This window comes from Streptococcus sp. SM3, from assembly GCF_027497875.1.
On sequence record NZ_JAJNSA010000101.1, the window covers coordinates 1 to 8,877 of the forward strand.

The window sequence follows — 8,877 nt, forward strand, 5'->3', positions numbered from 1 at the left end:
AACCAAATGGAGATGCGATTGTAACGCCTAAGAAACCAGATGGCTCAACATATCCACCAGGAACTAAGGTAGAAATTCCAGGTGAAGATAAAGATGGTAACCCAATTACAATCACAGTAACAATTGGTGACAATGGATCAGGTGAAGTACCAAATGACAATCTTCCAAAAGGAGACTTGCCAGGTACAGGAACAGTAACAGAACCTAATAAGAACCCATCGAAACCAGTGGATGTAACAACCCCGGCACGTAAGACACCAACATTAGATGTTGAACAAGACCCTAAGACAGGTGATGTTACAGTAACACCGAAGAGACCAGGAGGAGGAACATATCCACCAGGAACTAAGGTAGAAATCCCAGGTAAAGATGGTAACCCAATCACTGTTACTATCGGTGAAGACGGAAAAGGTAAAGTTCCAAATAGTGAATTACCAGAAGGTAAAGTTCCAGGTACAGGTAAGATTATTGAACCAGGTAAACCAGCTGTGGAAGTTCCAGTAGAAACTCCAGCTAAGATAACACCAGAAACACCAGTAACTGAAAAACCAGGTAAGATTGAAATTACTCAGAAACCAAATGGAAATGCGATTGTAACACCTAAGAAACCAGATGGCTCAACATACCCACCAGGAACTAAGGTAGAAATTCCAGGTGAAGATGGAAACACAATCACAGTAACAATTGGCGACAATGGCTCAGGTGAAGTACCAAATGACAATCTTCCTAAGACAGATATTCCAGGTACAGGAACAGTAACCGAACCGAACAAGAAACCATCACAACCAGTGGATGTAACAACACCATCTCGTAAGACACCAACAATAGATGTTGAACAAGATCCTAAGACAGGTGACGTTACAGTAACACCTAAGAAACCAGATGGCTCAACATATCCACCAGGAACTAAGGTAGAAATCCCAGGTAAAGATGGTAACCCAATCACTGTTACAATCGGTGAAGACGGTAAAGGTAAAGTACCAAACAGCGAATTACCAGAAGGTAAAGTTCCAGGTACAGGTAAGATTACAGAACCAGATAAACCAGCTGTTGAAGTTCCTAATGTAACAACTCCAGCTAAGGTAACACCAGGTAAAGTCACACCAGCAACTCCAAATGTAGATCAGGTAGATCCTCAGACTACTGTTGACAATGAAGCTAAATCAAATGATTCTCAAAATGTATTGCCAAATACAGGAACAGAGTCAAATACAGCTCTTGCATCTCTAGGACTTCTTGGTATGCTAGGGGGTCTCGGACTTGCTCTTGGAAAGAAAAAAGAAGACTAAAAAATTAGTCAAATGAACATTCATTCTTTTGTATTGTAAGGACAAACTAGATTAGTTCTGGGAATCGTGTTAGTCATAAAATACAAAGAATGTTTAGATAAAGAAAGCGAACAATGCTAGGATTTTGTTAAACGGAATTCTAAGTATTGTTCGCTTTTGTGGTATAATAAGTACTATGCAGAAAAAACCAACCTCAGCCTATGTGCACATCCCGTTTTGTACCCAGATTTGTTATTATTGTGACTTTTCAAAAGTTTTTATCAAGAATCAGCCGGTAGATAGTTATTTGGAACATTTGCTGGAAGAGTTTCGTTCTTATGATATTCAAAAGTTGAGAACCCTCTATATCGGTGGTGGCACACCGACAGCTTTGTCAGCTTCTCAACTGGAGGTGTTATTGAAGGGCTTGACTAAAAACTTGGACTTGTCTGTCTTGGAGGAGTTGACCATTGAAGCCAATCCAGGTGACTTGGATGCGGATAAGATAGCTGTGTTGAAGAACTCGGCTGTCAATCGTGTTTCGCTAGGCGTACAGACCTTTGATGACAAGATGCTGAAAAAGATTGGGCGCAGTCATTTGGAGAAGGATATTTATGAAAATATCGACCGTCTGAAACTGGCTGGTTTTGACAATATCTCTATTGATTTGATTTATGCACTGCCTGGTCAGACCATGGAGCAGGTCAAGGAAAATGTGGCTAAGGCCATTGGACTGGATATTCCCCACATGAGTCTCTATAGCTTGATTTTAGAAAACCATACGGTCTTTATGAACCGCATGCGACGAGGGAAATTGCCTCTGCCTAAGGAGGAACTGGAAGCTGAGATGTTTGAGTACATCATTGCAGAGCTGGAGCGAGCTGGTTTTGAGCATTATGAGATTTCCAATTTTTCCAAACCCAGTTTTGAAAGTCGCCACAATCTCATGTACTGGGACAATGCTGAATACTATGGTATCGGTGCTGGGGCATCTGGGTATGTCAATGGAGTGCGCTATAAAAATCATGGTCCGATTCGTCATTATCTCAGTGCAGTTGAGGAAGGCAATGCTCGGATCACAGAAGAACACCTGAGTCAAAAGGAACAAATGGAAGAGGAAATGTTCTTGGGCCTCCGCAAGAAATCAGGAGTCTCCATGGCGCGATTTGAGGAAAAATTTGGACGGTCTTTTGATGGACTTTATGGAGAAATTGTCAAGGACTTGGTTCAACAAGGTCTCATGCAAATAGACGGTGATCGCGTGCGCATGACAAAAAGAGGTCTCTTTTTGGGAGACACCGTAGCAGAACGATTTATTTTGGAGTAGGATGATGGGCTTAACTTATCAAATGAAAATGAAAATTCCTTTTGATATGGCTGATATGAACGGTCATATCAAACTTCCAGATGTGATTTTGCTGTCTCTGCAAGTTTCAGGGATGCAGTCGATTGAGTTGGGAGTTAGTGATAAGACTATTTTGGAAGACTATAATCTGGTCTGGATTATCACAGAATACGATATTGAGGTGGTTCGTTTGCCTCGTTTTGCGGAAGAAATCACTATCGAAACGGAAGCTTTGAGCTACAATAGACTCTTTTGCTACCGTCGCTTTACCATTTATGATGAAGCAGGGCAGGAGCTCATCCACATGATGGCGACCTTTGTTCTCATGGACCGCGACAGTCGAAAAGTCCATGCTGTCGAACCTGAGATTGTGGCTCCTTACCAGTCTGATTTTGATAAAAAGCTCATCCGCGGACCAAAGTATGAGTCCTTGGACGAGCCAATCAGCAAGGATTACCATGTTCGTTTTTACGACTTGGATATGAATGGCCATGTCAATAACAGTAAATACTTGGATTGGATTTTTGAGGTCATGGGAGCGGACTTTTTGACCCACTATATTCCCAAGAAAATCAATCTCAAGTATGTCAAGGAAGTTCGACCAGGTGGGGTGATTACATCGGCTGTTGAACGAACTGGACTGGAAAGCAAGCATGAAATTACAAGTGACGGGGCTACTAATGCCCAAGCTATCATCACTTGGCAAGAAATGAAGAAGGATTAGGGAGAAAGTATGAAATATAAAGGCTATTTAATTGATTTAGACGGAACGATTTATAAGGGGAAAGATCGAATCCCAGCAGGGGAGGCTTTTGTTCATGAATTGCAAAAGCGGGACATCCCCTATCTCTTTGTAACCAACAATACAACCCGCACTCCAGAGAGTGTTCAGGAGATGCTGGCTCAGAATTTTAATATCGATACGCCCCTATCGACTGTCTACACAGCGACTTTGGCGACTATCGACTATATGAACGACTTGGGTCTTGAAAAGACCGTCTATGTCATCGGAGAAGCAGGGCTTAAGGAAGCCATCAAGGCGGCTGGTTATGTGGAAGACAAGAGAAATCCTGCCTATGTGGTAGTTGGACTGGACTGGCAAGTGGACTATGAAAAATTTGCCACAGCAACTCTAGCTATCCAAAAGGGAGCTCACTTTATCGGAACCAATCCTGACCTCAACATCCCGACGGAACGTGGTCTTTTGCCAGGTGCTGGTTCACTGATTACACTACTTGAAGTAGCAACACGAGTGAAGCCTGTTTATATTGGAAAACCAAATGCCATCATCATGGATAAGGCAGTTGAGCACTTAGGCTTGGAACGGGAAGAGTTGATTATGGTCGGGGACAACTATTTAACTGATATCCGAGCAGGGATTGACAATGGCATTCCAACGCTCTTGGTGACGACAGGTTTCACCAAGGCAGAAGAAGTAGCAGACCTGCCAATCGCACCGACTCATGTGGTTTCTAGCCTTGCGGAGTGGGATTTTGATGAAAACTAAACTGACCTTTTGGGCTTCTATGCTCTTTCTCCTCTCCCTCTCAATCCTTCTGACCATCTATCTGGCTTGGATTTTCTATCCGCTGGAAATTCAGTGGCTGAATTTGACCAATCGGGTCTATCTAAAACCAGAAACCATTCAATACAACTTTCATATTTTGATGAATTATCTGACCAATCCTTTTAGTCAGGTCTTGCAGATGCCAGATTTTCGTTCGTCAGCAGCTGGTCTGCACCACTTTGCGGTGGTCAAGAATCTCTTCCACTTGGTTCAGATAGTAGCTCTAGTGACACTGCCAAGTTTCTATTTCTTTGTCAAAGGGATTGTGAAAAAGGGCTTTTTATCTCTATTTAGTAAAGGGCTTCTGGCTCTAGTGGTTTTACCTTTACTGATTGGGCTTGGGGGAGTTTTGATTGGTTTTGACCAATTCTTTACTCTTTTCCATCAAATTCTCTTTGTGGGAGATGATACTTGGCTTTTTGACCCAGCCAAGGATCCTGTTATTCTGATTTTACCAGAGACATTCTTCCTTCATGCCTTCCTCCTCTTTTTTGCCCTCTATGAGAGCTTCTTTGGCTATCTTTATCTGAAAAGTCGTGGGAAATAATACTAAAGATATTCTTATTTTGCATAAATAAATTAGGTATGTGATTTGAAACTATCGTTGAGAGTGAATTAACTAATTCTGAATGATGTCAATCGTTCGCAAACAGTCTATTTTTCTTGAAAAAATAGGCTTTTTTTCTAAAAATCTCTAGTCAAGCGCTTTATTTTTTTGTATAATAGAACTAGCAAAGTATAGATAAGAAGAGAAAAGCATGATTACACTATTTCTATCACCGAGCTGTACTTCATGTCGTAAGGCAAAGGCCTGGTTAGAAAAACATAAGGTTCCCTTTGAGGAACACAATATTATGACCAGTCCCTTAACAAGAAAAGAATTGCAACACATTCTTTCCTTGACCGAAAATGGTACTGATGACATCATTTCAACTCGTTCAAAAATTTTTCAAAAATTGAATATTGATGTAGAGAGTATTTCGGTATCGGAATTGCTTCATTTGATTGAGCAGTATCCTAGTCTTTTGCGTCGTCCGATTATTATCGATGCCAAACGTATGCAGATTGGGTTTAATGAAGATGAGATTCGTGCTTTTCTCCCTCGTAGTTATCGTAAGCAAGAGCTAAAAGAAGCAAGAATGAGAGCTGGTATTAGTTAATGAACAAACAGTATAGTTACCCACTAGATTTGTCGTGGAGCACTGAAGAACTTGCTTCAGTGCTTTCTTTTTTTAATGATGTTGAAGCTGCCTACGAAAGCAAGGTAGAGGCTAAAAAGCTACTGGATTCCTATAAGGGATTCAAAGCAGTCGTGCCAGGCAAGAGCGAAGAAAAACGTTTGGGACGAGAATTTGAAACGGTTAGTGGCTATTCGCTTTACCGAGCAGTTCAGGCTGCCAAGGAAAAAGGGGAAGGAAAGATTTCTCTTGGAAAGTAAATTCGAATTTGCTAAAGAGCTTGTCACGAAGGCGGGCCAGTACATACTTGACCACATGCAAGAAGATTTGTGTGTTGAGACCAAGTCCTCTCCAACAGATTTGGTGACCAGACTGGACAAGGAAGTTCAGGAACTCTTGGTTGGTGAGATTTTGTCCCGTTATCCTGATGATAAGATTTGTGCTGAAGAAGGTTGTCTGCGAGCTTCGGTTCAAGAGGGCAATGTTTGGGTCATTGATCCCATTGATGGTACCAATAACTTTGTAGCCCAGCAGGAAGATTTTGCTGTTATGATGGCTTATTTTGAAAATGGTCAGGGGCAGTTTGGTCTCATTTATGATGTGGTCAAAGGGGATTGTTATCACGGTGGTGGTAAGTTTCCAGTATGCCGAAATGATCAGCTCCTAGCTCCCTTTAAAGCAAAACCACTTGGAGATTTTCTCATTGCAGGAAATAGTGGTATGTTGGAAACCAATGAATGGGGCTTGGCTGATTTGGGACGAGCGGTCCTTGGTGTACGTGTCTATGGGAGTGCGGCCATTAGTTTTGCCAAGATTTTGTCAGGGCGTTTGTTGACCTATGTTACTTATCTGCAACCATGGGATTATGCCGCAGCTAGTATTTTAGGGGAAAGTCTGGGCTATCTGGTGGTGACCCTTTCTGGTGAAGCTCCTGATTTTCAAACCAGACAACCGGTCATGATGCTACCTCTTGAGATGCAGGAGGAAATTCAGTCCTATATTTACGAAAGGAAAAGAACTTAAATGCAATTTCCAGAAGGATTTGTTGAAAAATATGAAGAGATACTAGGAGATGAGGCAAGAGATTTTCTTGCCTCTTTTAAGGAGGAAGCGGTTTCGGCTTTTCGGGTCAATCCTTTAAAAGAAACCCCCATTTCCTTTCCTGATGCCATTCCTCAAACTCCTTGGGGACATTATGGGAAGGTTTCAGGGAAATCGCCTGAGCATGCTACAGGTTTGGTTTATTCGCAAGAACCCGCTGCTCAGATGGTTGCTCAGGTAGCCCAGCCCAGTCCTGGTATGAAAGTCTTGGATTTGGCTGCTGCACCGGGTGGAAAATCAACTCAGCTGGCAGCCTATCTAGCAGGGGAGGGTCTCCTTGTTTCCAATGAAATTTCAAGCAAACGGGCTAAGATTTTAGTAGAAAACATGGAGCGCTTTGGAGCGACAAATGTCGTGGTGACCAATGAATCTGCTGACCGTTTGGCTAAGGTTTTTAAAGGTTATTTTGACCTCATTGTCCTTGATGCCCCTTGCTCAGGGGAAGGGATGTTCCGTAAGCAACCAGATGCTATGGACTATTGGAGCTTAGATTATCCGAGTCAATGTGCTAGTTTGCAAAGAGAAATTCTGGAAGATGCAGTAACCATGCTAGCAGAAGGTGGTCACTTGGTTTATTCAACCTGTACCTGGGCACCTGAGGAAAACGAAGAGATTGTCAATTGGTTGCTGGAAGAGTATGATTTTGATTTGCTGCCAGTAGAGCATATCAATGGAATGGTAGCTGGTATTGACCTGCCAGAAACGGCTAGGATGTATCCTCATCATTTTAAGGGAGAGGGGCAATTTGTAGCCCATTTACAATTTAAAGGAGAAAATACAGCACCTAAATGTAAGGCAAGTAAGAGCAATCTCAGCCGAGAACAAGTTACTTTGTGGCAGGAATTTGCCCAAAAACACTTGAAGGTTAATCTACCGGGTATCTTGCAGACTTTTGGAGACCAACTCTATCTCTTGCCAGAACTTTTGCCAGATTTAGGGAAACTCAAGATTGCTAGGAATGGCCTGCATCTGGGTACCTTTAAGAAGAAACGCTTTGAGCCTAGTTTTGCTCTTGGTCTAGCCTTGAAACCAAGTCAGGTCAAGCAGTCGGTTGAAATCGACCAAGAGGCGTTTGTAAAGTATGTGGCTGGAGAAACCGTTCAGCTGGCGGAAAGTCTGCCAAATGGTTGGTACCAAGTTTTGGTTCAAGGTAATGGTCTGGGCTTTGCTAAGGTGACTGGAAATGTTTTGAAAAATTATTTTCCAAAAGGCCTCAGATTCAAGTGAAAATGCTAGTCAAAGTAGCTTGTCTATGTTATAGTGGAAGTATGGATTTTTTTCAAATTGTCTTTCATTTTAAGTCAAATTGACAGAGAAGGCAACTGAGCAAATTTCTAGTAAAACTAAGCTAGCAACTTCAGTTGGCTCCCAATTTTCAAAAGAAAAACATAAATAAATAGTTGAAAAAATTCACAGCATTCACCATTATTTTCAAGGAGAAAAACAGTGAAAAAAAGGAAAAAACTCGCTTTATCCCTTGCAGCTCTTTTGTTGGCAGGTTCTTTGGCGGGATGTGCTAGCTGGATTGATCGTGGGGAATCCATGACAGCTGTTGGCTCAACGGCTCTTCAGCCCTTGGTCGAAGCAGCAGCAGATGAATTTGGCTCTATGCACGTTGGAAAAACAGTCAACGTCCAAGGTGGAGGATCTGGTACAGGTCTGTCTCAGGTTCAGTCTGGAGCCGTTGATGTAGGAAATTCAGACGTATTTGCCGAGGAAAAAGACGGTATCAACGCATCTGCTTTAGTGGACCACAAGGTAGCTGTAGCGGGCTTGGCAGTGATTGTGAATAAGGAAGTTGACGTTGAAAATCTGACAACTGAACAACTCCGTAGTATCTTCACAGGTCAAGTGACCAACTGGAAAGAAGTCGGTGGGAAAGACCTAGCCATTTCCATTATCAACCGCGCGGCAAGCTCTGGTTCACGTGCAACCTTTGATAGTGTTATCATGGATGGTCAATCTGCCGTGCAGAGTCAAGAACAGGATTCAAATGGGATGGTCAAAAACATTGTTTCCCAGACACCAGGAGCCATTTCTTACCTAGCCTTTGCCTATGTGGATGACTCGGTGAAACGCATGAAATTGAACGGCTATGAGCCGATTGCAGAAAATGTTACAAGTAATAACTGGCCTTTGTGGTCTTATGAACACATGTACACCCTAGGTCAGCCCAATGAATTGGTGGCAGAATTTCTTAACTTTGTTCTCTCAGATGAAGCGCAAAGCGGAATCGTTAAGGGAATGGGCTATATTTCTGTTAAGGAAATGAAGGTTGAAAAAGATGCTGTAGGAACGGTGACAGCACTAGAAGGGAGTCACTAATGAATCAAGAAGAATTAGCTAAAAAATTACTTTCTCCCTCAAAGAACTCTCGTCTAGAGAAATTAGGAAAAGGCTTGACCTTTGCCTGTCTGT

10 protein-coding genes and 1 pseudogene are annotated in these 8,877 nt (G+C 42.3%); all 11 read left to right on the forward strand.

Annotated elements, in window-relative coordinates:
- The coding region (locus tag PAN06_RS11640) for an LPXTG cell wall anchor domain-containing protein (protein WP_269796391.1) at window positions 1-1,289 on the forward strand (1,289 nt) is incomplete at its 5' end.
- Between the two features lie 175 nt (window positions 1,290-1,464).
- Window positions 1,465-2,595, forward strand: coding sequence for a radical SAM family heme chaperone HemW (gene hemW, locus PAN06_RS11645; protein ID WP_269796392.1), 1,131 nt, complete (start codon window positions 1,465-1,467; stop codon window positions 2,593-2,595).
- Between the two features lie 4 nt (window positions 2,596-2,599).
- Window positions 2,600-3,337 (forward strand): acyl-[acyl-carrier-protein] thioesterase, encoded by a 738-nt coding sequence (locus PAN06_RS11650; protein ID WP_269796397.1) that lies wholly within the window; start codon window positions 2,600-2,602, stop codon window positions 3,335-3,337.
- A 9-nt stretch (window positions 3,338-3,346) separates the two neighbouring features.
- On the forward strand, window positions 3,347-4,120 hold the full coding sequence (locus PAN06_RS11655; protein WP_269796393.1) for a TIGR01457 family HAD-type hydrolase: 774 nt from the start codon (window positions 3,347-3,349) through the stop codon (window positions 4,118-4,120).
- Window positions 4,110-4,727, forward strand: a complete 618-nt coding sequence (locus PAN06_RS11660) for a TIGR01906 family membrane protein (protein ID WP_269796394.1) — start codon at window positions 4,110-4,112, stop codon at window positions 4,725-4,727. The genes PAN06_RS11655 and PAN06_RS11660 overlap by 11 nt, the downstream gene beginning before the upstream one ends.
- Window positions 4,728-4,938: 211 nt before the next feature.
- Window positions 4,939-5,340: a Spx/MgsR family RNA polymerase-binding regulatory protein gene (locus tag PAN06_RS11665; protein ID WP_000631255.1), complete on the forward strand. Its 402-nt coding sequence runs from the start codon at window positions 4,939-4,941 to the stop codon at window positions 5,338-5,340.
- Window positions 5,340-5,618 carry a UPF0223 family protein gene (locus PAN06_RS11670; RefSeq protein WP_024057495.1) on the forward strand — a complete coding sequence of 93 codons (279 nt, stop codon included), beginning with the start codon at window positions 5,340-5,342 and terminating at the stop codon, window positions 5,616-5,618. The genes PAN06_RS11665 and PAN06_RS11670 overlap by 1 nt, the downstream gene beginning before the upstream one ends.
- Window positions 5,608-6,381, forward strand: coding sequence for an inositol monophosphatase family protein (locus tag PAN06_RS11675; RefSeq protein WP_269796395.1), 774 nt, complete (start codon window positions 5,608-5,610; stop codon window positions 6,379-6,381). Before PAN06_RS11670 ends, PAN06_RS11675 begins: the two co-directional genes overlap by 11 nt.
- Entirely contained in the window at window positions 6,382-7,686 is a 1,305-nt protein-coding gene (locus PAN06_RS11680; RefSeq protein WP_269796396.1) for an RsmF rRNA methyltransferase first C-terminal domain-containing protein, read from the forward strand. It begins immediately after the preceding gene.
- A 219-nt stretch (window positions 7,687-7,905) separates the two neighbouring features.
- The gene (locus PAN06_RS11685) at window positions 7,906-8,784 is read left to right on the forward strand and encodes a phosphate ABC transporter substrate-binding protein PstS family protein (RefSeq protein WP_020903179.1); all 879 of its coding nucleotides are present in this window, start codon (window positions 7,906-7,908) and stop codon (window positions 8,782-8,784) included.
- Window positions 8,784-8,877: pseudogene (locus tag PAN06_RS11690) on the forward strand (phosphate ABC transporter permease subunit PstC); the annotation flags it as partial. The gene PAN06_RS11685 and the pseudogene PAN06_RS11690, both read left to right, overlap by 1 nt.

Coding starts and splice junctions, on each gene's coding strand:
- hemW (WP_269796392.1), top strand. CDS start 1,465: ATGCAGAAAAAACCAACCTCAGCCTATGTGCACATCCCGTTTTGTACC.
- PAN06_RS11650 (WP_269796397.1), top strand. CDS start 2,600: ATGGGCTTAACTTATCAAATGAAAATGAAAATTCCTTTTGATATGGCT.
- PAN06_RS11655 (WP_269796393.1), top strand. CDS start 3,347: ATGAAATATAAAGGCTATTTAATTGATTTAGACGGAACGATTTATAAG.
- PAN06_RS11660 (WP_269796394.1), top strand. CDS start 4,110: ATGAAAACTAAACTGACCTTTTGGGCTTCTATGCTCTTTCTCCTCTCC.
- PAN06_RS11665 (WP_000631255.1), top strand. CDS start 4,939: ATGATTACACTATTTCTATCACCGAGCTGTACTTCATGTCGTAAGGCA.
- PAN06_RS11670 (WP_024057495.1), top strand. CDS start 5,340: ATGAACAAACAGTATAGTTACCCACTAGATTTGTCGTGGAGCACTGAA.
- PAN06_RS11680 (WP_269796396.1), top strand. CDS start 6,382: ATGCAATTTCCAGAAGGATTTGTTGAAAAATATGAAGAGATACTAGGA.